This window comes from Streptomyces sp. NPDC014733 (genome assembly GCF_043083385.1).
Lineage (GTDB): Bacteria > Actinomycetota > Actinomycetes > Streptomycetales > Streptomycetaceae > Streptomyces.
In genome coordinates this window covers 903,501-925,223 of the sequence record NZ_JBIBYO010000001.1, presented here as the reverse complement: position 1 = coordinate 925,223, position 21,723 = coordinate 903,501, and the positions used below count along the sequence as shown (strand labels likewise).

Annotated in this window: 23 protein-coding genes; 11 read left to right on the top strand and 12 right to left on the bottom strand. The window is 72.5% G+C overall.

The window, feature by feature from the left end; translation table 11 throughout:
* The 4 genes from kdpB to ACF1BH_RS04075 all read right to left on the bottom strand — a co-directional run bounded on the left by kdpB (position 1) and on the right by ACF1BH_RS04075 (position 6,669).
* The gene (kdpB, locus tag ACF1BH_RS04090) at positions 1–2,121 is read right to left on the bottom strand and encodes a potassium-transporting ATPase subunit KdpB (RefSeq protein ID WP_391640808.1); all 2,121 of its coding nucleotides are present in this window, start codon (positions 2,119–2,121) and stop codon (positions 1–3) included.
* Positions 2,121–3,785: a potassium-transporting ATPase subunit KdpA gene (gene kdpA / locus ACF1BH_RS04085; protein ID WP_391640807.1), complete on the bottom strand. Its 1,665-nt coding sequence runs from the start codon at positions 3,783–3,785 to the stop codon at positions 2,121–2,123. The genes kdpB and kdpA overlap by 1 nt, the downstream gene beginning before the upstream one ends.
* Before the next feature lie 11 nt (positions 3,786–3,796).
* Positions 3,797–3,886 (bottom strand): K(+)-transporting ATPase subunit F, encoded by a 90-nt coding sequence (gene kdpF / locus ACF1BH_RS04080; protein ID WP_391640806.1) that lies wholly within the window; start codon positions 3,884–3,886, stop codon positions 3,797–3,799.
* 230 nt (positions 3,887–4,116) lie between these two features.
* The gene (locus tag ACF1BH_RS04075; RefSeq protein WP_391640805.1) at positions 4,117–6,669 is read right to left on the bottom strand and encodes a DUF4118 domain-containing protein; all 2,553 of its coding nucleotides are present in this window, start codon (positions 6,667–6,669) and stop codon (positions 4,117–4,119) included.
* Between the two features lie 462 nt (positions 6,670–7,131).
* Between ACF1BH_RS04075 and ACF1BH_RS04070 the strand changes: the two genes are divergently transcribed.
* Both ACF1BH_RS04070 and ACF1BH_RS04065 read left to right on the top strand, forming a co-directional pair.
* Complete coding sequence (locus tag ACF1BH_RS04070) at positions 7,132–7,806, top strand: hypothetical protein (RefSeq protein WP_391640804.1); 675 nt, start codon at positions 7,132–7,134, stop codon at positions 7,804–7,806.
* Positions 7,807–7,983: 177 nt separating this feature from the next.
* A complete protein-coding gene (locus ACF1BH_RS04065; protein ID WP_391640803.1) occupies positions 7,984–8,532 on the top strand; it encodes a GNAT family N-acetyltransferase in 549 nt (182 codons plus the stop codon).
* A 186-nt stretch (positions 8,533–8,718) separates the two neighbouring features.
* Here the strand turns inward: ACF1BH_RS04065 and ACF1BH_RS04060 are convergent, their stop codons facing one another.
* Positions 8,719–9,006, bottom strand: a complete 288-nt coding sequence (locus ACF1BH_RS04060) for a metal-sensitive transcriptional regulator (RefSeq protein WP_345079194.1) — start codon at positions 9,004–9,006, stop codon at positions 8,719–8,721.
* Between the two features lie 370 nt (positions 9,007–9,376).
* Between ACF1BH_RS04060 and ACF1BH_RS04055 the strand changes: the two genes are divergently transcribed.
* Entirely contained in the window at positions 9,377–10,042 is a 666-nt protein-coding gene (locus tag ACF1BH_RS04055) for a response regulator transcription factor (protein WP_391640802.1), read from the top strand.
* Positions 10,039–11,442 carry a sensor histidine kinase gene (locus ACF1BH_RS04050; protein WP_391640801.1) on the top strand — a complete coding sequence of 468 codons (1,404 nt, stop codon included), beginning with the start codon at positions 10,039–10,041 and terminating at the stop codon, positions 11,440–11,442. The genes ACF1BH_RS04055 and ACF1BH_RS04050 overlap by 4 nt, the downstream gene beginning before the upstream one ends.
* Positions 11,443–11,454: 12 nt before the next feature.
* On the opposite strand, the gene ACF1BH_RS04045 is transcribed toward ACF1BH_RS04050, so the two are convergent.
* Positions 11,455–12,339 (bottom strand): hypothetical protein, encoded by an 885-nt coding sequence (locus tag ACF1BH_RS04045; RefSeq protein ID WP_391640800.1) that lies wholly within the window; start codon positions 12,337–12,339, stop codon positions 11,455–11,457.
* A gap of 109 nt (positions 12,340–12,448) precedes the next feature.
* Entirely contained in the window at positions 12,449–13,279 is an 831-nt protein-coding gene (locus tag ACF1BH_RS04040; protein ID WP_391640799.1) for a hypothetical protein, read from the bottom strand.
* Between the two features lie 117 nt (positions 13,280–13,396).
* Here ACF1BH_RS04040 and ACF1BH_RS04035 point away from each other — a divergent pair, with 117 nt between their 5' ends.
* The 5 genes from ACF1BH_RS04035 to ACF1BH_RS04015 all read left to right on the top strand — a co-directional run bounded on the left by ACF1BH_RS04035 (position 13,397) and on the right by ACF1BH_RS04015 (position 17,222).
* A complete protein-coding gene (locus ACF1BH_RS04035; protein WP_391641013.1) occupies positions 13,397–13,756 on the top strand; it encodes a helix-turn-helix domain-containing protein in 360 nt (119 codons plus the stop codon).
* Positions 13,757–13,840: 84 nt separating this feature from the next.
* Complete coding sequence (locus ACF1BH_RS04030; RefSeq protein WP_391640798.1) at positions 13,841–14,251, top strand: VOC family protein; 411 nt, start codon at positions 13,841–13,843, stop codon at positions 14,249–14,251.
* Positions 14,252–14,419: 168 nt separating this feature from the next.
* Positions 14,420–15,535, top strand: coding sequence for a M24 family metallopeptidase (locus ACF1BH_RS04025; RefSeq protein ID WP_391640797.1), 1,116 nt, complete (start codon positions 14,420–14,422; stop codon positions 15,533–15,535).
* A gap of 333 nt (positions 15,536–15,868) precedes the next feature.
* Positions 15,869–16,513 carry a pentapeptide repeat-containing protein gene (locus ACF1BH_RS04020; protein ID WP_391641012.1) on the top strand — a complete coding sequence of 215 codons (645 nt, stop codon included), beginning with the start codon at positions 15,869–15,871 and terminating at the stop codon, positions 16,511–16,513.
* A 109-nt stretch (positions 16,514–16,622) separates the two neighbouring features.
* Entirely contained in the window at positions 16,623–17,222 is a 600-nt protein-coding gene (locus ACF1BH_RS04015) for a nucleotidyltransferase domain-containing protein (RefSeq protein ID WP_391641011.1), read from the top strand.
* 38 nt (positions 17,223–17,260) lie between these two features.
* Here the strand turns inward: ACF1BH_RS04015 and ACF1BH_RS04010 are convergent, their stop codons facing one another.
* Both ACF1BH_RS04010 and map read right to left on the bottom strand, forming a co-directional pair.
* The gene (locus ACF1BH_RS04010; RefSeq protein ID WP_391640796.1) at positions 17,261–17,758 is read right to left on the bottom strand and encodes a hypothetical protein; all 498 of its coding nucleotides are present in this window, start codon (positions 17,756–17,758) and stop codon (positions 17,261–17,263) included.
* 60 nt (positions 17,759–17,818) lie between these two features.
* A complete protein-coding gene (gene map, locus ACF1BH_RS04005) occupies positions 17,819–18,586 on the bottom strand; it encodes a type I methionyl aminopeptidase (RefSeq protein WP_391640795.1) in 768 nt (255 codons plus the stop codon).
* Between the two features lie 184 nt (positions 18,587–18,770).
* On the opposite strand from map, the gene ACF1BH_RS04000 reads away from it, so the two are divergent.
* The gene (locus tag ACF1BH_RS04000; protein WP_391640794.1) at positions 18,771–19,088 is read left to right on the top strand and encodes a helix-turn-helix domain-containing protein; all 318 of its coding nucleotides are present in this window, start codon (positions 18,771–18,773) and stop codon (positions 19,086–19,088) included.
* Between the two features lie 42 nt (positions 19,089–19,130).
* Here the strand turns inward: ACF1BH_RS04000 and ACF1BH_RS03995 are convergent, their stop codons facing one another.
* The gene (locus ACF1BH_RS03995) at positions 19,131–19,652 is read right to left on the bottom strand and encodes a GNAT family N-acetyltransferase (RefSeq protein ID WP_391640793.1); all 522 of its coding nucleotides are present in this window, start codon (positions 19,650–19,652) and stop codon (positions 19,131–19,133) included.
* A gap of 154 nt (positions 19,653–19,806) precedes the next feature.
* Positions 19,807–20,382, bottom strand: coding sequence for a TerD family protein (locus ACF1BH_RS03990; RefSeq protein ID WP_391640792.1), 576 nt, complete (start codon positions 20,380–20,382; stop codon positions 19,807–19,809).
* A gap of 228 nt (positions 20,383–20,610) precedes the next feature.
* On the opposite strand from ACF1BH_RS03990, the gene arfB reads away from it, so the two are divergent.
* Positions 20,611–21,039, top strand: coding sequence for an alternative ribosome rescue aminoacyl-tRNA hydrolase ArfB (gene arfB / locus ACF1BH_RS03985; protein WP_391640791.1), 429 nt, complete (start codon positions 20,611–20,613; stop codon positions 21,037–21,039).
* A gap of 23 nt (positions 21,040–21,062) precedes the next feature.
* Here the strand turns inward: arfB and ACF1BH_RS03980 are convergent, their stop codons facing one another.
* On the bottom strand, positions 21,063–21,680 hold the full coding sequence (locus ACF1BH_RS03980; RefSeq protein WP_391640790.1) for a flavin reductase family protein: 618 nt from the start codon (positions 21,678–21,680) through the stop codon (positions 21,063–21,065).
* Positions 21,681–21,723: the final 43 nt, after the last annotated feature.

The window sequence follows — 21,723 nt, the reverse complement described above, 5'->3', positions numbered from 1 at the left end:
TCAGCGCAGGCCGGGCACGAACTGGATGACCAGGTCGAGGAGTTTGATGCCGAGGAAGGGCAGGACGAGGCCGCCGAGTCCGTAGAGCCAGATGTTGCGGCTGAGGAGTCCGGCGGCGGAGGACGGGCGGTAGCGCACTCCGCGCAGGGCGAGCGGGATCAGTACGACGATGATCAGTGCGTTGAAGACGATCGCGGAGGTGATCGCCGAGGTCGGGCTGTGCAGACGCATGATGTTGAGCTTGTTCAGGCCCGGGTACACGACCGCGAACATCGCGGGGATGATCGCGAAGTACTTGGCGACGTCGTTGGCGATGGAGAAGGTGGTCAGGGCGCCGCGGGTGATCAGCAACTGCTTGCCGATCTCGACGATTTCGATGAGCTTGGTGGGGTTGGAGTCGAGGTCGACCATGTTTCCGGCCTCCTTGGCGGCGGAGGTGCCGGTGTTCATGGCGACGCCGACGTCCGCCTGGGCGAGGGCGGGGGCGTCGTTGGTGCCGTCGCCGGTCATCGCGACGAGTTTGCCGCCCTCTTGTTCGCGGCGGATCAACGCCATCTTGTCCTCGGGCGCGGCCTCGGCGAGGAAGTCGTCCACCCCTGCCTCCTGGGCGATGGCGCGGGCGGTGAGCGGGTTGTCGCCGGTGATCATGATGGTCTTGATGCCCATCCGGCGCAGCTCGTCGAAGCGCTCCCGCATGCCGTCCTTGACGACGTCCTTGAGGTGGATGACGCCCAGCACGCGGGCGTCGGGCGTACCCCCGTACCGAGTGATCTGCCCGACGACCAGCGGGGTTCCGCCGCCGGCGGAGATGCCGTCGACCACACGGCCGATGTCGTCCGTGGGGTGCCCGCCGTTCTCGCGGACCCAGCGCATCACCGCGGTCGCCGCGCCCTTGCGCAGTGAGCGAGGTTCTTGGGGGCCGCGCAGATCGACGCCGCTCATCCGGCTCTGGGCGGTGAAGGGGACGAACGTGGCTCCTGCCAGTTCGCCCTCGCCGCGGCCGCGCAGGGCGTACCGCTCCTTGGCGAGAACGACGATCGAACGGCCCTCGGGGGTTTCGTCGGCGAGGGAGGACAGCTGGGCGGCGTCGGCGAGTTCCTCGATGCCGACCCCACGCACCGGCAGGAATTCGGTGGCCTGGCGGTTGCCCAGGGTGATGGTGCCGGTCTTGTCGAGCAGCAGGGTGTTGACGTCGCCGGCTGCTTCGACGGCCCGTCCGGACATCGCCAGGACGTTGCGCTGGACGAGCCGGTCCATGCCGGCGATGCCGATCGCGGAGAGCAGGGCGCCGATCGTGGTGGGGATGAGGGCCACGACGAGGGCGACGAGGACGACGAGGGGCTGCTCGGCGCCCGCGAAGACGGCGAAGGGCTGAAGGGTCACCACCGCCGTCAGGAAGATGATGGTGAGCGAGGCGAGCAGGATGTTGAGTGCGATCTCGTTCGGTGTCTTCTGCCGGGCGGCCCCTTCGACCAGGGCGATCATCCGGTCGATGAAGGTCTCTCCCGGTTTCGAGGTGATCTTCACGACGATCCGGTCCGAGAGCACCTTCGTGCCGCCCGTGACCGCCGACCGGTCACCGCCGGACTCCCGGATCACCGGCGCGGACTCGCCCGTGATGGCCGATTCGTCGACGCTCGCGAGGCCTTCGGTGACGTCACCGTCGCCCGGCACGATCTGCCCGGCCTCGACGACCACGAGGTCGCCGAGGCGCAGGTCGACCCCCGGCACCTCCTCCTCCACCGCGTCGGTCGCGCCCGGTCGCCAGCCGACGAGGCGGCGGGCCGTCACCGTGGTCCTGGTGCGGCGGAGGGTGTCCGCCTGGGCCTTGCCACGGCCTTCCGCCACCGCTTCCGCCAGGTTGGCGAAGACGACCGTCAGCCACAGCCACGCGGTGATCACCCAGGCGAAGACGCTCGGTGTCCTGAGGGCCGACAGCGTGGTCAAGGCCGCACCGACCTCCACGACGAACATGACCGGGTTGTGGGCCGTGGTGCGCGGGCTCAGCTTGCGCAGAGCGTCGGGAAGGGAGCTGACCAGCTGTTTCGGATCCAGCAACCCGCCCGGGAGCCGGTGGTCGGCGCCGGGCGGGGCGGTGGGCGGGACGGCGGTCGGGGACATCAGTGCAGACCCTCCGCGAGCGGCCCCAGCGCCAGCGCGGGGAAGTACGTCAGACCGACGACGATCAGGATCACGCCGGTCAGCAGGCCGGCGAACTGCGGCCGGTGGGTGGGCAGGGTGCCGGCGGTGACCGGGACCGGCTGCTGTCCGGCGAGTGAGCCGGCCAGCGCCAGGACGAACACCATCGGAAGGAACCGGCCCAGGAGCATGACCGAACCGAGGGCGGTGTTGTACCAAACGGTGTCGGCGCTCAGACCGGCGAACGCGGAGCCGTTGTTGTTGGCGGTCGACGTCAGCGCGTACAGGACCTCGGAGAAACCGTGCGCGCCGGGGTTGAGCACGGCTGCCCGCTCGCCGGACAGCGCCATGGCCAGTCCGGCGCCGATCAGGACGAGGGCAGGGGTGGTCAGGAGGTAGAGCGAGGCGAACTTCATCTCCCGGCCGCGCAGTTTCTTGCCCAGGTACTCCGGGGTGCGGCCGACCATCAGCCCGGCGACGAAGACCGCGACGATCGCCAGGATCAGCATCCCGTAGAGGCCGGAGCCGGTGCCGCCCGGGGCGACCTCTCCGAGCATCATGTTGAAGAGGGCCATTCCGCCGCCGCCCGGAGTGTACGAGTCATGGGCGGAGTTGACCGCTCCGCACGAGGTGAGGGTGGTGGACGCCGCGAACAGCGCCGAGGACCAGATCCCGAACCGGGTTTCCTTGCCTTCCATCATCGCGCCGGCCGCGTGTCCGGCCGGGCTGCCCACACGGTGCAGCTCGTTGGCGGTGAGGAGCGCGACCGAGGCCGCCCAGATCAGCGCCATCACGGCGACGATCGCGTACCCCTGACGGTGGTCCCCGACCATCGCGCCGAACGTCCGCGGCAGCGAGAAGGAGATCACCAGCAGCAGATAGACCTCGATCAGGTTGGTGAGGGCGTCGGGGTTCTCGAAGGGGTGCGCGGAGTTCGCGTTGTAGAAGCCGCCGCCGTTGGTGCCCAGTTCCTTGATGGCCTCCTGGGAGGCCGCCGGTCCGCCGGTCAGCGTCTGGTGGCCGCCGGTGAGGGTGGTGATGTCCTGGGCGCCGTGGAGGTTCTGGATGACGCCGCGGGCCGCCAGGACGAGCGCGAAGACGAAGGCGAGGGGCAGCAGTACACGCAGGACGATCCGGGTCAGGTCCACCCAGAAGTTCCCGACACATACGGCCTTTTCCCGGGTGAAGCCGCGGATCAGAGCGGCCACCACGGCGATACCCATGGCTGCGGAGACGAAGTTCTGCACTGCCAGACCCGCCATCTGCACCAGGTGCCCCATCGCCGTCTCGCCTGAATACGCCTGCCAATCGGTGTTCGTGACGAAGGACGCCGCGGTGTTGAACGCCAGGTCCGCGGGGATCGGCTTGGCCGCCAGGGAGAGCGGCAGGCGGTTCTGCAGCCGCAGGAACGCGTAGAGGAAGAGCACCGAGACCGCGGCGAAGGCCAGAAGGCTGCGGAGGTAGACCGGCCACCGCTGGTCGGTGTCCTCGTTCACGCCGCCCGCACGGTAGACCAGACGCTCGATCCGCCCATGGTGATCGCTGGTCAGGACACGCGCCATGTAGTCGCCCAGGGGACGGAACGAGAGTCCCAGTGCCGCCACCAGGACGGTGATCTGGAGCCAGCCGGCGAGGGTGTCGTTCATCCGGCCGCTTCCTAGAACTTCTCGGGGAAGAGCAGAGCGAGGACGAGATAGCCCACGAGACCGGCGGCGACGATCAGGCCGACGATGTCCTCCGCGGTCACAGGCGTCCGACCCCCTTGGCGGCCAGCCCGATGAGGGCGAACACCATGACGACGAGTCCGACGTAGACAAGGTCCGGCATGTGTGCGGCACCCCGCAGAGTCATCGAGGGCGGGAACGTCCGTCACGCCCGGTTGTTGGGTGAGCCTTTGGGTGTTTTGAGGCTATATCGGCAAAGGGGGGTAGGTGCCTTTTGCGACGCGGGCGATGGAGTGACAGCGGTGCGAGGGCCTTACCGGGCGCCACCGGTTGCCGGTGCGGCGCCGGGCGCGCAGCCCGGGAGGGTCAGCGTCACCGTGAAGGGGCCCCGCTCGGCCGTCGTCTCCAGGCACCCGTCCATGGCCTCGGCCAGATCCCGGGAGAGCCGCAGCGCCAGGCTGCCGGCGCGGGAGCTGACGGCCCCGCCGGCCGGGGCCGCGTCGTCGGCGGTACCGTCCGCCACCTGGATCGCCACCCGGCCGTTCACGGCCTCCATCGTGATGACGGGTGGCCGGTCCGGTGGGCTGTGGCGCAGTGCGTCGGCTCCCAGGGCGGTCAGGGCGCGGGTGAGAAGCGCGGCGTCGGCGATCACGTCGGGCAGGTACTCCGGCATTCGCAGCGCGATGGAGTGCCCACCGGGACCGAGGTCGTCCAGCGCCGCCCCCAGCGCCTCGTTCGGGTCGACCGGGCGGAGGTAGAGCTCCAGCGCCCCGGCGTGGAGCCGGCTCAGATCGTCGAGATCGGCGACGAGCTGTCCCGCGCGGTGCACCGCCATCTGTGCGGTGTCCAGCAGCCGCTTCTCGTCCGGCGTCCGCCTGCCCGTGCCGCGGCGCAGCCGCCTCAGCGCCTTCTCGGCGGTGCGCAGCGGCGCGCGCAGATCGCGGCCCGCGGCGAGCAGCAGCGACGCCCGGGTGCGTTCGGCCTCGGCGAGCGGGTCATCGGGGCCGCCGGAGCCGGTGATCCGGCCCCGGGCGTGGGCAAGCCCCAGCTCGGCGGCGCACGCGGCGAGCACTCTCCGGTCCTCCGCGCTCAGCGACGGTCCCCGGGCGGCCAGCGTGAGAGCGTCGTCGACCGGGCTCTCCACATCGGCCTCGTACGGCTTCTCCGGCGGATGTTCGCCCGCGCCGGCGATCACGTACCAGCGCGGTACCGGCGAGGCCCGTGGGTCGCGTTCGAGCAGACTGACCGCGCTCAGGCCGAAGTTCTCCCGGATGATTTCCACCAGCGCCGCCAGGTCCTGGCCGCGCATCATGCCGGCGGACAGCCGGCTCAGCGCCCGCGCCTCCGACGTCGCCCGCACGGCCTGCTGGGTGTGCCGCGCTCCCGCGCCCGCTGCGGTGCCGACCAGTACCGCGGTGGCGAGGAAGACGACGAGCGTGGCGATCTGGGCGGGGCGCTCGATGTCGAGGGAGTGCAGCGGCGCGGTGAAGTAGTAGTCGCCGAGCAGCGCCGCGGCGACGGCGGTGAGCAGCGCCGGGTAGACCCCGCCGACCAGGGCCACCACCACGATCACCAGCAGATAGATCACCAGGTCGCCGGCGAGCCCCAGTTGGCCACGTACCGTGGTGAGCAGGAGCGTCAGCGTCGGCAGCAGGACCGCCGCGCCGGCCAGGGCGGTGGCGTGGCGCCACAGGCCCATGCCCTGGCCCGGACGCGGAAGCCGCAGTGCGGCGTTCCCGGCGGCCTCCTCATGGGTGACGATGTGCACGTCGATGGGGCCGGAGCGCTTGATGGTCCGCTCTCCCACCCCCGCTCTGACCAGCGTGGCCAGGCGGCCGTGCCGACTCGCGCCCAGCACGATCTGGGTGACGTTCTCCGCCTCGGCGAACTGCAGCAGGGGCTCGACCGGGTCCTCGCCGGTGGTCTGGTGGTAGCTGCCGCCGAGCGATTCCAGCAGCATGCGCTGGGCGTCCAACGCCGCGGGGTCGACGCGGGCGAGTCCCTCCTCCTGGACCACATGGAGGGCCAGCAGCTCGGTGCCCGGTGTACGGGCGCTGATCCGCGCGGCACGCCGGATCAGCGTCTCGCCCTCCGGGCCGCCGCTGAGGCCGACCAGGATGCGCTCCCGGGTCTCCCACGGGGCGACGATCCCGTGCTCGGCGCGGTACCGCTGGAGCCCCTCCTCCACCCGGTCGGCCAGCCACAGCAGAGCGATCTCCCGCAGTGCGGTGAGATTCCCGACGCGGAAGTAGTGGGTGAGGGCGGACTCGATGCGGTCCGGCGGGTAGATGTCGCCGTGCACCATCCGCCGGCGCAGCACCTCGGGTGGCAGGTCGACCAGTTCGATCTGGTCGGCCCGGCGCGCCACCTCGTCGGGGAGGGTCTCCTGCTGCCGGACCCCCGTGATCTGCCGGACCACGTCGTTCAGGGACTCCAGGTGCTGGACGTTGAGCGTGGTGACGACGTCGATGCCGGCATCCAGGAGCTCGGCCACGTCCTGCCACCGCTTCTCGTTGCGGGTCCCGGGAGCGTTGGTGTGGGCCAGCTCGTCGACGAGTGCGACCTGCGGGCACCTGGCCAGCACCCCGTCGAGGTCCATCTCGGTGAAGGCCGCCCCGCGGTGCGTGAGGGTGCGCCGGGGGACCGCCTCCAGGCCCTCGGCCATGGCCGCCGTCGGCCGCCTCCCGTGCGGCTCGACGAAGCCCACCACCACGTCCGCGCCCAGCGACCGCAGCCGCTGCCCCTCCGCGAGCATGGCGTACGTCTTCCCGACCCCTGGGGCGGCCCCAAGGAAGATCCGCAACCTTCCACGTCCCACCGGCGGACTCCTGCCAGGTCGAACCGCGTCGTGCCCGTGCCCTTCCATGGTGCGCCGTTCGCGCGCGGTGGGGGCGCGAGAATCTTCGTGTCCTCGTGTGTGGGCGGTGCGCCTGGAGCCGGTCGATGTTCGTGCCGCCCCGTCGCCGGAGCGGTGCGGTGACGAGGTGATGGCGGCTCCGTCGCCCGCCCTTCGGTGCCTGGGCGCGCGGGCAGGCGCAGGTGTTCCGTGTGCTCGGTTCCTCGGGTGCCGAGGCTGCTCTTCCTGCCAAGTTGGCTTCCGGCGAGAACATTAAACTTGTGCGGATGGTGGCCGTTCGCGGTGCTGGATGCCGGCACGTGAGGCCAACGTCCTTGCGGGCGAGGGGGAATGATGGCAACACCGCGGATCAGGCATGGGCGGAGCGGTACGGCTGCGCGTCGGGCCCGTCTTGCGAGATCGGGGAGAGCGCCGGGCGCGGAGGAACGCGAAGGGGCTTCACTGCGCGACAGGAAACTGTGGATCGGCGCAATGGTGACGGTCCTGACGGGTGTGGTTGCCCTGGTTTTCCAGGGAGGGTGGGAATGGCTGCAAGGCCAGATGTCGGGCCCTCCGGGGCTCACGGCTTATTCCTCCGGTCTTCTCGGCTGTAACCCGAGGTATCTGGATGCCCCGTTGGCGGAGCTGCACAAAAAGGCCGAAAAGATTGACCGCGGCGGCGTCCACATTCCGACCGCCGAGGCATGGCCCTCGCTCCCTGTCACTCTCCAGACGAGTACGCCCCAGGCGATCGTCGTCACAGGCGTCAAAGTCTCCGTGCTCTCCACCCGGCCGCTCCCCGAGCATGGATCAGTTGTCGACGACGAGTGCGGCGGAGGGATGGACGAGCGGCCCTTCGACGTCGATCTGACGGCCGTCCCCGTGTCCGTGAAGCCGAGCGTGGAACGTACGGGGCAAGGGAAGGTCATTCAGGGGCGGGACTTTCCTTTCAAGGTGGCGTCCGGCGATCCTGAGCAGTTCACCTTCAATATCAGGCATGTCGCCCGGGACGTGCGCTTCGTGGTCACCTTTTCCTGGGTCTCCGGCGGAGAGCCGGGGAGTACGCGGCTGGACAATGAGGGGCGTGGCTACCGCGTGATGAATCTGCCGAAAAGCTTGCCGCGTTACAGCAAGGCCGACGTCTTCAGGGGTAAGACCCTGCCGTAGTCGAGCGGGCGATATCGAATTCCGGGTTGTGTGCCGGGGCCTGTTCGGTCCCGGACTCGGCTCGGACCGTCCGCCTACGTGCTGTAAGGGCCGCGTAGCGCTCTGTCCGGGATTTCGGTGGGGTGAGGGCGCGCCGGTTACCCTGCCTCGTTCTCAACCGGCCAGGAGGTTTCCGCCATGAGCAGCAGTGTGTCGCCCTTTCCCGAGCGGATGGAGCTTTCGGGGGAGGGGCTCGTTCTGCGTGACTGGACGGAGGCGGACCGGAGTGCGATGCCGGAGCTGTTCGATCACCCCGATATCGCGTACTGGACGCCGGTCGTCTCGCCCTTCGACGCGGCGGCCGCCGACGATCGGCTGGTCCGGGCCCGGCAGCTGCGGGCCGAGGGGAAGGTCATCATGCTGGCCGTCACCGTCGACGGCGGCGCGCCGCTCGGCGAGGTGATGCTGCGGCGCGCTCCCGAGGGGACGGAGCTGGGGTACGCGATCGGCCCCGCGCACCGGGGCCAGGGGCTGGCGGCGCGCGCGGTGCGGGTGATGGCCGGATACGCCTTCGAGGTGCTGGGCGTGGAGCAGGTGATCCTGGAGCTGGAGGCGGAGAACGCGGCGAGCGTGGCCGTGGCCACCAGGGCCGGTTTCCGGCTGCTCGACGTGCCGCTGATCACGGGGGAGGAGAAGGGGCGGGCTTACGCGCTGCAGACGTGGGGGTTGGAGCGCGAGCGGGCGTGATGCCCGGTGTCCGGTGCCCGGTGACCGGTGCCCGTGCCTGACGTCGGCCTGGGGATGCCGACCGGCCGGGCGGTGATCGCCGGGGCCGGGATCGGGGCCGGCGCCGGACGGATGGTGTCGGTGCCGGGCGAGCGGCACCGGCCCGGCCGGCCCGGGAAGGCCGTTCGCCGGGGCCGGCGCCCCCGGCTACGCCAGTGACAGGAAGAGTTTCTCCAGGCGGGCCCGCATCTGCTCGGTGTCCTCGCCGCTCTTCGCGCCGGACTCGATGTCCGCCACGCACTGCTGGAGGCCGGTGGCGATGATCGCGAATCCGGCCCGGTCCAGGGCCCGGGAGGCGGCGGCCAGCTGTGTGACGACGTCCTCGCAGTCCCGGCCCTCCTCGATCATCCGGATCACGCCGGAGATCTGTCCCTGGGCCCGCCGCAGCCGGTTCAGTACCGCCTTCAACGAGGCGCCCTCAAGCTCCAGTTCCACGACCACGCTTCCGTTCCATGACCAGGCCGCCGTTTCCGACCGCTTTTCGCCCATACCCCTCGGGGTACTGTACGTCCCGGTTCGGGACGGTGGCGACTGCCGGAGGCCCTTCTGTGCCCCGCTCCCTCGTATCCCCGTCACCCTCGGCGCCCGGATGCCCGGTGAGCGCGTCGGCGGTGTACTGCGGGAGGGCGGCGGAGGGCGCTACGGGCCGGAGGCGCGGCGCATCGTCTACAGTGCTGTAGACATTGCCGTGGGCGTTCCGCCCGTCCCTGATCGCCCGGGACCGTTCCGTCCGCGTCCGGCGCCGCCGCTCCGGTGGCCGCGCGGCGCGGGACCGGCCGCGCCCGGGTCCGTGAGGTGACCGCTGTTGCATCCCGCCACGATCCTGGTCGTCGAGGACGATCCCGCCCTGCGTGACGTCCTGGTGCGCGGGCTGCGGGAGGAGGGGTTCGGGACGGTGGCAGCCCCGGACGGGGCCGGTGCGCTGCGGCTCGTCGGCGACGGCGTCGACGCGGTGGTGCTGGACATCGGGCTGCCGGACGCGGACGGACGCGATGTGTGCCAGGCGATGCGGGCGCGCGGATTCCTCCGGCCGGTCGTCTTCCTCACCGCGCACGGCGGGCTCGCGGACCGGCTGAGCGGGTTCTCCTCGGGCGGCGACGACTATCTGCCCAAGCCGTTCCACCTCGCCGAACTCACCGCACGGCTGCGCGCCGCCCTCCGCCGGTCCGGCGCCGCGACCGGCCTCGCCACCGGGGACCTCACCCTCGACCCGGTGCGGCACGGCCTGTCCGTACGGGGCGTCGAGACGGCGCTGACGCCCACCGAGTTCCGGCTGCTGGCCGCGCTGCTGGCCGAGCCGGGGGCGGTGGTGCGCCGCCGGGAACTGGTCCGCGCCGGGTGGCCGGCCGGCGCGCAGGTCAGCGACAACACCCTTGACCAGTACCTGAGCCGGCTGCGGCGCAAGCTCCGGGACGCCGGCAGCGCCCTGACGATCGGCACCGCCCGCGGCATCGGGCACCGCCTGTCATGACCGGCACCGCCCGGCCCCGCCGCCCCCGGATCGCCGCGGCGTTCGCCCGCCGCGGCCCCCGCACCCTGCGCGGACGGCTCTCCCTGGCGGCGCTGACCTGCGCCGCCTCGGTGATGGTGCTGCTCACCGTCGTCTGCAACCTGGTCGTCCGCCACCACCTCCAACGGCAGGCGGACGACGAACTGCACACCCGGGTGACCGCGGTGGCCGCCACCGTCGACACCCGCCGCACCCCGGTACGCGTCCTGGAGACGACCGACGACGCGCCCCTCGACACCAACGTGTGGATCTACGCGGGCCCCCGCCTCCTCGAACACCCCGCCTCCGCCCCGGCCGGCACCCCGCTCGGCCGGACCGCGGCCCGCCTCGCCGCCCACGGCGACAGGCGGTGCGCGGTCCACGACGCGGGGGCCCCGATACGCCTGTGCGCGGCACCGGTGGGCGCACCCGACGCCCACGGCCGGCCGGCCGCCGCCGTGGTGGCCGCCCTGGACCTCGGCCCCTACCGCGCCTCGGCCGCCACCCTGCTGTGGGCCTCCCTCGCCCTGGACGGTGCGGTGCTGGCGGGCGCGTACGTGCTGACCTGGCTGGCCGTGGGGCGGGCGCTGCGCCCGGTGACGGAGATGACCGACCAGGCCACCCGGTGGAGCGCGGTCGCCTCCCCGCACCGCCTGGCCGGTACCGGACGCCCCGCCGAACTGACGCGGCTCGGCGCCTCCCTGGACGAGCTGCTGGACCGTATCCGCGCGGTGCTCCGCCACGAACAGCAGCTCACCCGGGAGCTCTCGCACGAACTGCGCACGCCCCTGGCGCGGATCACCGCCGAACTCGACTGGTGGCGGGCGCGTCCGCGCACCGCCGCCGAGACCGCGGCGACCCATGCGCACCTCGCCGATGCCGCCGACTCCATGCGCTCCATCTGCGACACTCTCCTCGACGACGCCCGCGCCACCGCCCACACCGCCCCGGGGACCAGCGACGCGGTGGCCACGGTGCGGCGGCTCGCGGACCGGCTCACCCGCCCGGACGGGCCCGCCGTCACGGTCACCGGCCCGGACGCGGCGGTCGCCGGGGTGCCCGCCCCGCTGCTGGAACGGATCGTCGGCCCGCTCGCCGACAACGCCCTGCGGTACGCGCGTACCGCGGTCGGCATCCGGGTCGGGCGGGCGGACGGCACCACCTCGGTGGAGGTCACCGACGACGGCCCGGGGGTCCCGCCCGCCTTCGTCGCCGAGCTGTTCCGGCCGGGCAGCCGGGCCGATCCGGCGGACGGGCACGGCGGCGCGGGCCTGGGGCTGCCGCTCGCCCGGCGGCTGGCCCGCGCCGCGGGCGGTGAGGTGGCCCACGAGGCCGGGGAGCCGTCCGGGGCGCGGTTCGTGGTCACCCTGCCCGGCGGCTGACCGGGCCCGCCGTCAGCGTTCGCGGGGGACGGCGTCCCGGCGCTCCCGCAGCTGGGCACGGACCGTGAAGCCGATCAGGACGGTGAGGAGCACGGCCGACGAACCCGCCGTACCGAGGTCGAGACCGCCCTTGGCGAGCGGCTTGGTGAGGAAGTCACCGGCGGTCGCCCCCAGGGGGCGGGTGAGGACGAAGGCGATCCAGAAGAGCAGCACGTTCGGTACGGCGGGCACCTTCATCAGGGCCACCAGCACCGCGAGCGCACCGGTGACGAGGAGCGCGCCGCCCGCGTAGCCGAGTCCGGAGCTGTCGGAGAGGAAGTCGCCCATCGAGGTGCCGAGCGTGTTCGACACCAGGATCGCGGTCCAGAACAGCGCCTCCGCGCGGAAGGTGACGATGTCGCGGAGGGCGAACGTCAGCCCGGTACTCCTCCAGACGGCGAAGATCGCGAGGAGCAGTGTGATCAGGATCGCGGCTCCGGCCGGATACCCCAGGCCCAGTCCCTGCGGCCCCCAGCCCAGGGAGGTGGCCCCGCCGGAGAGGTACGTGGCGCTCGCGTCGCGGTTCATGAAGTCGGACATCGTGGTGCCCGCCGTACTGGTCGACAGGATGACGGTCCAGTAGAAGAACGGGTGGTAGCGCCGGGACCGCAGCTGGACGGCGAGCGTGACCACGAAGATCAGGAACAGCAGGACGGTGGTGAGGAAGTAGCCCAGCTTGAGGGTCTGGGCGAAGAGGCCACCGGCCGTCTCGCCGAGAGTGGTCGCCGCGATCTTCATGATCCAGAAGGCCGGGGTGACCTCCGGCAGCTTCTTCGGGCCGGGGGCGGGCGCCGCGGACGCCGGTGGCGGGGCGGTGACGGCGGCGTCCGGACCGGTCAGGGCTTGGGGGTTTTCCACGGTGGAACTCTCCGAGGGAATGCCGGTAGGGGGCGTGCGCGGTGGCGGCACACGCCGCCCGACCCTCCCAGCCGCTCCCTGAACGCATCCTGAACGCCGCGGCCCGCCCTCAGGCCCCCCGCGGGCTCCCGTCCTCCGGGCCGGAGACATCGCGCCGGGTCACGGTCAGGAACACCACCAGGATCAGAATGACCGCCAGGAACAGCACGCTGGTGAGCACGGTGCCGAGGCCCAGCCCGCCGTCGGCGACCGGCTGCGCGAGGTAGTCCCCGAGGGAGGCGCCCAGCGGCCGGGTCAGCACATAGGCGGTCCAGAAGCTCCCCACCGCACCCAGGGCGTGGGTGGAGCGCGCCGCCGCCACCACGGCGAGGGCGGCGGCGAACAGCACGGCGGAGAGCGAGTACCCCAGGTCCAGGCGCTCGGCGACCAGATCACCCGCGGCGGTGCCCAGGGCGAAGGTGAACAGCACGGCGAGCCAGTAGAAGGACTCCCGGCGGGTGGTGTCGATGTGGTGGATGGAGAGCGTCCGCTCGCTGCGGAACCACAGGGCGAACACCGCGGCGAGAACGAGCGCGAAGGCGGCGGTGGAGACCTCCAGGGGCACGCCGAGGCCGTCCGTCAGGTTGTCGCTGAGCAGCGTGCCGACGACGCTGATCATCGCCACCGCCGACCAGTAGACGCCGGGCCGGTAGGAGGCGGTGCGGAACTGTGCCACGCCCACTCCGACCAGCACCGCGCTCATCAGCAGCGACACCCCGGTCAGCCCGAGGCCCAGCTTCTCGCTCAGCAGATCCGCGGCCGTCTCACCGACCGTGGTGCACAGGATCTTGATCACCCAGAAGTACGGGGTGACCTCAGGGACCTTGTTACGGCGGGGACGGGGGCGCGTGGCGCCGGCCGGCCCGTGGGCCGTCACGGCTGCGGAGATGTCAGCACTCATGGTGCCCGACCGTGCCACCCGCGTTCTGAACACATCCTGAACACCTCTCGGGCACCCGCCGCGCCCGCGTGGTGTGATGGCGCCGTGAACGAGGCGGTGGAGGAGCGCAACCGGCGCATGCTGCGGGCGCGGGACGCGATGGACCGGGCGTACGCGCAGCCGCTGGACGTCCCGGCGCTGGCCCGGATCGCCCATGTGTCCCCGGCCCACTTCGCCCGCACCTTCCGGGCCACCTTCGGCGAGACACCCCACCGCTACCTGCAACGACGCCGGGTCGAACGGGCGATGTCGCTGCTGCGCGAGACCGACCGCAGCGTCACGGACATCTGCTACGAGGTCGGCTTCGGCAGCCTCGGCACCTTCAGCCGGACCTTCCGCGAGATCGTCGGCAGCTCACCGCGGACGTACCGGAGGGAAGCGGTGGCGGCGGGCGTACCGACCTGTTTCACCATGGCGTGGACACGGCCCCACGGGTGAGGCGGGGCGCGGCGCCTCGGAGAGCCGCGGAGGAGAGCAGTTTCGGAGAAGTTTTCCGGCCACCCCCGCCCGTAGGTTGAGGACATGTTCAACGCCATCACGCACTCACAGCTCTACGTCCTCGACCAGGACAAGGCCCTCGACTTCTACGTCGGCACCCTCGGTCTCGAGGTCACCGCCGACATCGACATGGGGTTCATGCGGTGGCTGACCGTCGCCGTCCCCGGCCACCCCGAGCGGCAGATCCTCCTGGAGAAGCCGGGCGCCCCCGCGCTCTCCGAGGAGACGGCCGCCCAGGTCCGTGACCTGGTCACCAAGGGCGCGATGGGCGGCTGGCTCATCCTCGCCACCGACGACTGCCGCGCCACCTACGAGACGCTCCGGGCGCGCGGCGTCGAGTTCACCCAGGAGCCGACGGAACGCCCGTACGGGATCGACTGCGGACTGCGTGACCCCTTCGGCAACAACCTCCGCTTCACCCAGCCGAAGGCGTAGCCGCCGGGGCCGGGAGACGTCCGGGGCCCGCGCCGGGGGCGCACCGGCCGGGCGGGCGCGCCGGGCGCGCGGACAGGGCATCCGCGCCGGTGGCCGAGCGGGTGGCGCCCCGGAGCAGACCGCCCGGAACGGGTGCGGGCGCCGGAGCGGCGGGCGTACATTGCGGCCATGGCGACCTCCATGACACGTGACGCTTACGGGCAGCGGATGGAACGGGCCGCCGCCGCGGCCGCCGCGGCGGGACTCGACGGCCTGATCGTGACGCCGGGCCCGGATCTGGGCTGGCTGTGCGGCTACCAGGTCACCGCGGTCACGGAACGGCTGACCGCCCTCGTCCTCACCCCCGGCGCCCGGCCGCGGTTGCTGGTGCCCGCCCTGGAACGTCCGGACGCCGAGGCGGCCCCGGGCGCCGGTGCCCTGGCCGTCACCGGGTGGGGCGATGGCACCGACCCCTACGCGGAACTGGCGGCCTGGCTCGTCCCCGAGGGACGCTACGGCGTCTCGGACTCCACCTGGGCGCTGCACCTCCTCGGCCTCCAGCGGACCCTGCCGGACAGCGGCTACGGCGCCCTGTCCGAGGCGCTGCCGATGCTGCGCGCCGTGAAGGACGCGTACGAGATCGAGCGGATGGCGGCGGCGGGCGCCGCGGCCGATGCGACGTACGACGACATCCTGGGCCTGCCGTTCGCCGGCCGCCGCGAACGCGAGGTCGCCGCCGACCTCAGCCGGCTGCTGGTCCGCCACGGCCACGGGCAGGTCGACTTCACCATCGTCGGCTCCGGCCCCAACGGCGCCAACCCGCACCACGAGGCGGGCGACCGGCTGATCCAGGACGGCGACATGGTCGTCCTCGACTTCGGCGGCCTCAAGGACGGCTACGGCTCCGACACCACCCGCACGGTCCATGTCGGCGAGCCGACCGCCGAGGAGCGCACGGTGCACGACATCGTCCGCGAGGCGCAGCAGGCGGCGTTCGAGGCGGTGCGCCCCGGGGTGGCGTGCCAGGAGATCGACCGCGTCGCCCGCCGGGTGATCAAGGCCGCCGGATACGGCGAGTACTTCATCCACCGCACCGGCCACGGCATCGGCGTCACCACGCACGAACCGCCGTACATGGTGGAGGGCGAACACCTGCCCCTCGTCCCCGGCATGTGCTTCTCCATCGAGCCCGGCATCTACCTGCCGGGCCGCTTCGGCGTACGCATCGAGGACATCGTCACCTGCACGGAGACGGGCGGCCGCCGCCTCAACACCACCGAGCGGGGGATGACGCTGGTGCGCTGAGCCCGCCGGCAACCGCCTCCCGGACGCCGCCCGGAAGGCGGCGCCGTGTCCCCCAGGGAGCCCCGAAACAATTTTCCACGTGATGGTTGCGCAGGTCAGAGCTTTTCCGGAACCGTCGGTGACGGCCGGACGGCGCCTTGGAGGGGGCCGCGCCGACGGGGATTGTCAGTGGTGTGGTTCACGATGGGTGGGCAGTTGGCGGTGGGGCGCGCACGGTGCGCCCGGCCGGTCGGTCAGCCGCGGCGGGCACGGGGGTGTCGCCGCGGCCGGGCGACAGGCCCAGCCGCGGCGAACGGAAGGCGGTGGAGCGTGGCAGGGCGGCGTACGGGGACGATCCGGGCGGTGCGCCGGGCGGAGGTGAGACTGCCCGAGCTGATGGCGTACGACGGCGGTGAGCTGGAGCCCGAAGGGGATTACGACGGGCTGGAGTTCACGGACGTCGACGCGGCGGGCCAGTCGGCGCGCGGCGCCCGGTTCATGGACTGCGCACTCCGCCGCTGCGCGCTCGACGAGACGGAGCTGAGCCGCGCGCGGTTCATCGACACCGTCCTGAGCGGCATACGCGGCGTCGGCACGGACCTCTCACAGGCGTCGCTGCGCGATGTGGAGGTCACCGACGCCCGGCTGGGCGGTGCGCAGTTGCACGGTGCGGTGCTGGAGCGGGTCGTGGTGCGCGGCGGAAAGATCGACTTCCCGAATCTGCGTACAGCGAAGCTGCGGGACGTGGTCTTCGAGGGTTGCGTCCTGGTCGAGGCGGACTTCTCCGGCGCGCAGCTGGAGCGCGTCACCTTCGAGGACTGCACGGTCGCACGGGCCGACTTCACCGGCGCCCGGATGAAGGACGTCGACCTGCGGGGCGCGGCCGCCCTCGACGTGGCCCGCGGCATCGACGGCCTCTCCGGCGCGGTCATCAGCCCCGCCCAACTCCTCGACCTCTCCCCGTCGTTCGCCGCCCACCTGGGGGTCCGGGTGGAGTGAGGAGCGGCGGGGGGCGGGAAGCCGGGTGAGGCGGTGCGGGGCGGGCGGGCGCGGGGGGGGAGGGGAGAGAGACATCGACAACGACGAACTTCCCCCCACCCCCACCGACCTGACCCGCTGGGACCCCGCCTCCCCCGCCGAGGCGGCCGCCGCGTTCGGCGGGCACGGCTGCCGCTGGTGGGTGGCCGGCGGGTTCGCGATCGAGCGGGCGGTGGGCCGCCGCTTCCGCGACCACGCCGACCTCGATGTGCTGCTGCTGCGGCGCGATCAGCTCGTGGTGCAGCGGGCCCTGCCGGACTGGGAGTGGTGGGCCGCCGACCCGCCGGGACGGCTGCGCCCGTGGCGGCCCGGCGAGACCTTGCCCGCCGCCGTGCACGACATCTGGTGCCGCCCGGGCCCGCGGGCACCCTGGCGTCTCCAGGTGATGCTGGACGAGTCCCGCGGGGCGGAATGGACCTCCCGGCGCGACCCCGGCGTCCGCCGCCCCCTGGATGCGCTGACCGGTGCCCCGTCACTCGCGGGCGGCGTCCCGTTCCTCACGCCCGAGGTGCAGCTCTACTACAAGTCCCAGGCCCCGCGCCCCAAGGACGAGGCGGACTTCCGGGCCGTCCTGCCCGTCCTCACCGCCCCGCAGCGGCGCTGGCTCACCGCCGCGATCACCCGGACGTACGGGCTGCCGCACCCGTGGGCCGCGCGTCTCACGGAGTGAGGAACGTACCGGCCACCCGTACGGGAGCCCGGCCCCGGTCAGACCCGGGGGAAGCGGGCCTGGAGGGCCCAGATGGCGGGGTTGTCGGCGAGGCCGTCGTGCATGTCGCCGAGGTCGGCGATCAGGTCGTGCAGGAAGTCGCGGGCCTCGCGGCGCAGCGCGCCGTGGTTGAGGACGAGCGGCGGTTCGTCCGTCGTCATCCAGTCGGCGGTGACCTCCACCCAGCCGAAGCGCCGCTCGAAGAGCATCCGGTCCGCGGACTCCGTGAAGTCCAGCTCGGCGTGGACCGGCCGGGCCGACCTGCTGCCCCGCGGGTCGGAGTCCAGCTGCTCGACGATGTCGCACAGCGCCCAGGCGAAGTCGAGCACCGGCACCCAGCCCCAGGCCGTGGACACCTCACGGTCCTCCCGGGTGTCGGCGAGGTAGACGTCACCGCAGAAGAGGTCGTGCCGCAGGGCGTGGACGTCCGCCGTCCGGTAGTCCGTCTGGGGCGGGTCCGGGAAGCGGCGGGAGAGCGAGTAGCCGAGGTCGATCACGCTGTCGATGGTGTCATGGCCGGAGGGGGCGGGCGCCCGCGGCGGGAGCCGGTGCGCGGGCTACGGCAGGGTCAGGATGCGCGGGCCGTCCTCCGTGATGGCCACGGTGTGCTCGAAGTGGGCGGCGCGGCTGCCGTCCTCGGTGCGGAGGGTCCAGCCGTCGGGGTCGGTGACGAAGGTGTCCTTGCCGCCGGCGTGGAACATCGGCTCGATGGCGAGGACCAGACCGTGGCGGAGGGGGAAGCCGCGGCCGGGGCGGCCCTCGTTGGGGACGCCCGGGTCCTCGTGCATCCGGCGGCCGATGCCGTGGCCACCGAAGCCGTCCAGGATGCCGTAACCGGCGGCCCGGCCGACGCTGCCGATGGCGTGGGAGATGTCACCGATCCGGGCGCCGGTCACGGCGGCGGCGATGCCCGCTTCGAGTGCCTGGCGGGTGGTGTCGAGCAGACGCTGGTCCTCGGGGCGCGCCGTGCCTACGGCGAAGCTGACGGCGGCGTCGCCCGCCCAGCCGTCGACGAGGGCGCCGCAGTCGATGCCGACCACATCGCCGTCGCGCAGGCGGGTGTCGTCCGGGATGCCGTGCACGATCGCGTCGTTGACGGAGGCGCAGATGACGGCGGGGAACGGGGTCGGCGCGAAGGAGGGCCGGTAGCCGAGGAAGGGGGAGGTGGCCCCGGCCTCGTGCAGGACGGTGCGGGCCGCCTCGTCCAGTTCCCGCACCCGTACGCCGGGGGCGGCGGCCGCGCGGGCGGCGGCCAGCGCATCGGCGACGACCCGCCCGGCCACGCGCATCGCGTCCAGTGCCGCGTCGGATTTGAGCTCGACCATGGTGTGAGGCCTTTCAGGGAAATTCGTGCGCCGGGGCCGTCGTCGCGGCATGCCGGACGCACCTGGGACGAGGTCCGAGGGGCGAGAGGCGGGGCCGGGCCCCGAACGGGGCGGCAGGCAGCCGAACGATACCGGGGCGGTATTTCTTTACCGGTATTGGTTTACCGGTATTAGTATCACGTCCATGGTGCGGACTCCACTGACTCCCTGGGAACGCGAGCGCGGCGAGCGGCTCGGTGCGTTGCTGCGTGCGGCACGCGGCGACCGCAGCATGGTCGAGGTCGCGGCGGTGGCCGGACTGTCGGCCGAGACGCTGCGGAAGATCGAGACCGGGCGGGTGCCGACGCCCGCGTTCTTCACGATCGCCGCACTGGCCGACACGCTCGGCCTGTCGATGGAGGCCGTCGTCCGCGCGGCCACCCCCGAAGGCGCCCCGGACGGCGGAACGGCGCCGGCGCCGCCCGCGCGGACGGTCGCGCAGCGCGGGCCCGCGGCCGCGTAGGGCGGGCGGAAGAAAGGGCGGCGGGTCCGGTGCGGGAGGCGGTCAGCCCTCGCCGCCGTCCCGGACCATCCGGATGTTGGGCAGGCGGTCGCGCCAGAGATGGCGTTCGCCGGTCGGGGTGAAGCCGTGGCGGCGGTAGAAGCGGACGGCGCCTTCGTTGGAGGACGTCACCCAGAGGCGTACCGGCGCCCTACCGGCCCAGGCGAGGAAGGTGTCCATCAGCCGGCTGCCGATCCCCAGGCCCTGCGCCCGGCGCAGGACGTACATCGGCCCGAGCGTGACGGTCTCCGGCGGCGGGTCGGGCGGGGGCGCGTGCGCCGTCGTTCCGGTCGCGGGGGCGGCCGCTTCGCGCAGCCCGCACAGCACGGCGGTCACGGCGCCCTCGGGCGCGCGGGCGACATGGCAGAAGGCGCGGTGCGGGCGGTGTGACGCCTTGTCGAGGAAGGCGCGCCATCCGGCGGCCCCTTCCTCCCTCAGGAGGTCGCCGCGTTGTTCCCGGATCCACTGTTCGTCGATCCCGGGGGCCGTCCCCGGATACGTCTCCAGCCAGGCCGCGAACTGCATCCGGGCGAGCGCCGCGGCGTCCTCGGGGCGAGCCGGGCCGAGGACGGGAACGGGCGCCCCGGGCCCGTCGGCCGGACTCCCGGGAGCCGGGCCCCCGGGAGCCGGGCGCGGCGGGCCGGATCCCTGCGGTCCCGGCCCGCCGGCTTTCGGCATGTCAGACGTTGACGCCGAAGTCCTGGGCGATACCGGCCAGGCCCGAGGCGTAGCCCTGGCCCACGGCGCGGAACTTCCAGTCGGCGCCGTTGCGGTACAGCTCGCCGAAGACCATGGCGGTCTCGGTGGCGGCGTCCTCGCTCAGGTCGTAGCGGGCGACCTCGGCACCGCCGGCCTGGTTGACGATGCGGATGTAGGCGTTGCGCACCTGGCCGAAGTTCTGGCTGCGGCTCTCGGCGTCGTAGATCGAGACCGGGAAAACGATCTTGTCGATGTCGGCGGGCAGCGCGGCGAGGTTGACGTTGATGGCCTCGTCGTCGCCCTCGCCCTGGCCGGTGGTGTTGTCGCCGGTGTGGACGATGGACTGGTCCGGCGTCGCCTTGTTGTTGAAGAAGACGAAGTGGGAGTCCGAGTAGACCTTGCCGGTCGGGTTGACCGCGATGGCGCTGGCGTCGAGGTCGAAGTCGGTGCCGGTGGTGGTGCGGACGTCCCAGCCGAGGCCGACCGTGACGGCGGTGAGACCGGGCGCCTCCTTGGTGAGCGAGACGTTGCCGCCCTTGGACAGGCTTACAGCCATGGGATGTCCCTTTCCCTCGTGTTCCCTCGTGAATGCATCGGGCTCCGTACTGCGCACGAAGCTACCGTTTCCTCACTCAACGCAAGCAAGGGGCCGCGAGGTTCCAGCTCTCTTTACTTTCTTTGCGGTTGGTTTTCGGCAGGTCCGGGCGCGGCGCCGGAGGCCGGCCGGTGCGGCCTGTGGCGAAATGCGGGTGACCGGTGGCGTGGAACGCGGGACCATGGGGGCATGTCCGGGCCCCATGTCATCCGCGGTGCGGTCGTTCTCCCCGAAGCCGAACTCGTCTGGCGTTTCTCGCGGTCCTCGGGTCCGGGCGGCCAGCACGTCAACACCAGCGACAGCCAGGTCGAGCTGCGCTTCGACCTCGGCCGGACGCAGGCGCTGCCCGAGGTGTGGAAGGAGCGCGCCCTGGAGCGGCTGGCGCACCGGCTGGCCGACGGCGTGCTCTCCGTGCGCGCCTCCGACCACCGCTCCCAGTGGCGCAACCGCGAGACCGCGGCCGTACGGCTCGCCTCGCTGCTCGCCGAGGCGACCGCGCCGCCGCCCAAGCAGCGGAGGAAGGCGCGCGTCCCCCGGGGCGTCAACGAACGGCGGCTGCGGGAGAAGAAGCAGCGCGGCGACGTCAAGAAGGGGCGTTCCGGGCGCGGCTGGGACTGACCGCCCGGACCGCGCCCGGCGGCTCAGCCCAGGTGCCGGTACTTCCCGCGGAAGTAGGTCAGCGGGCCGTCGTCCTCGGTGGGCGTGGCGGCGGTCAGCACGCGGCCGATGACGAGGGTGTGGTCGCCCGCCGTGACGCGCTGCTCGGTGCGGCACTCCAGGTTCGCCAGGGCGCCGCCGATGAGCGGTGCACCGGTCGCTTCGCCGGTTGTGTGGGGAATGTCCTCGAAGAGCAGTCGGTCACTGATGCGGCCCTTCATTGCGAACCGTCCCGCAATGTGGCGCTGCGCCTCCGACAGGACCGAAACGGCCCAGAGGGGCTGTTGCGCCAACAGGTCGTCCATCCGGGAGTCGTTGCGAACGCTCACCATCACCAGCGGCGGATCCAGGGACACCGAGACGAACGCGGTGGCGGTCATCCCGACGGCCTCGCCGTGGGCGCCGCTGTCCGGATCGTGTGCGGTGATGAGCACCACGCCGGCGGCGAGGCGGGACAGGGCGGCGCGGAACTCGTCGTTGCTCACCCCACCAGAATGCGGGACCGGAGCGCCCTCCGGCGCGGATGCGAGGCTGACGGTGGGGGCGGGAGCGGTGGGGGCGGAGAGGTCGGCAGCTGCGGCGGTGGGGCTTTTCGTGAACACGCCATGAACGCTAGCGCCGCCCGGTACGGTCGCGCATCGGGCC

What these genes read in the sequence shown, in the direction of transcription:
- map (WP_391640795.1), bottom strand. Translation starts at nt 18,586, where the DNA reads ATGGTCGAGCTCAAATCCGACGCGGCACTGGACGCGATGCGCGTGGCC.
- arfB (WP_391640791.1), top strand. Translation starts at nt 20,611, where the DNA reads ATGTCCGGGCCCCATGTCATCCGCGGTGCGGTCGTTCTCCCCGAAGCC.
- ACF1BH_RS04065 (WP_391640803.1), top strand. Translation starts at nt 7,984, where the DNA reads ATGAGCAGCAGTGTGTCGCCCTTTCCCGAGCGGATGGAGCTTTCGGGG.
- kdpB (WP_391640808.1), bottom strand. Translation starts at nt 2,121, where the DNA reads ATGTCCCCGACCGCCGTCCCGCCCACCGCCCCGCCCGGCGCCGACCAC.
- ACF1BH_RS04075 (WP_391640805.1), bottom strand. Translation starts at nt 6,669, where the DNA reads ATGGAAGGGCACGGGCACGACGCGGTTCGACCTGGCAGGAGTCCGCCG.
- ACF1BH_RS04000 (WP_391640794.1), top strand. Translation starts at nt 18,771, where the DNA reads ATGGTGCGGACTCCACTGACTCCCTGGGAACGCGAGCGCGGCGAGCGG.
- ACF1BH_RS04035 (WP_391641013.1), top strand. Translation starts at nt 13,397, where the DNA reads ATGCTGCGGGCGCGGGACGCGATGGACCGGGCGTACGCGCAGCCGCTG.
- ACF1BH_RS04050 (WP_391640801.1), top strand. Translation starts at nt 10,039, where the DNA reads ATGACCGGCACCGCCCGGCCCCGCCGCCCCCGGATCGCCGCGGCGTTC.
- kdpA (WP_391640807.1), bottom strand. Translation starts at nt 3,785, where the DNA reads ATGAACGACACCCTCGCCGGCTGGCTCCAGATCACCGTCCTGGTGGCG.
- ACF1BH_RS03995 (WP_391640793.1), bottom strand. Translation starts at nt 19,652, where the DNA reads ATGCAGTTCGCGGCCTGGCTGGAGACGTATCCGGGGACGGCCCCCGGG.
- ACF1BH_RS03990 (WP_391640792.1), bottom strand. Translation starts at nt 20,382, where the DNA reads ATGGCTGTAAGCCTGTCCAAGGGCGGCAACGTCTCGCTCACCAAGGAG.
- ACF1BH_RS04070 (WP_391640804.1), top strand. Translation starts at nt 7,132, where the DNA reads ATGGTGACGGTCCTGACGGGTGTGGTTGCCCTGGTTTTCCAGGGAGGG.
- ACF1BH_RS04040 (WP_391640799.1), bottom strand. Translation starts at nt 13,279, where the DNA reads ATGAGTGCTGACATCTCCGCAGCCGTGACGGCCCACGGGCCGGCCGGC.
- ACF1BH_RS04025 (WP_391640797.1), top strand. Translation starts at nt 14,420, where the DNA reads ATGGCGACCTCCATGACACGTGACGCTTACGGGCAGCGGATGGAACGG.
- ACF1BH_RS04030 (WP_391640798.1), top strand. Translation starts at nt 13,841, where the DNA reads ATGTTCAACGCCATCACGCACTCACAGCTCTACGTCCTCGACCAGGAC.